The 230-nt window shown below is 55.7% G+C and carries 1 pseudogene; it reads right to left on the bottom strand.

The annotated features are described in order from the left end of the window. Nucleotides 1-230 (bottom strand): annotated as a pseudogene (locus SB756_RS36095) (hypothetical protein); the annotation flags it as partial.

Consider the following 230-nt stretch of genomic DNA (forward strand, 5'->3'; position numbering starts at 1 on the left):
GTGGTAGCGGTCGAAACGCTATGGCACCCGCCAGATCAGCCAGGCCCAGGAAGTTCACGGCAAAATGAACTTCGAAAACCTGACAATCGGCCAGTTTTTTTAACTCCTGGCGAGCCAGTGGTGCGCTGACACCGTTGATCACCCATTCTCGCTTGACGGGTTCGGCTGTCAGGATCGGCCAGTGAAACGGGCTGCCATCCTCGTGTTTTCCCTCAATCCACAACCAGCAT

Source organism: Pseudomonas sp. SIMBA_068, from assembly GCF_046534705.1.
GTDB lineage: Bacteria > Pseudomonadota > Gammaproteobacteria > Pseudomonadales > Pseudomonadaceae > Aquipseudomonas > Aquipseudomonas putida.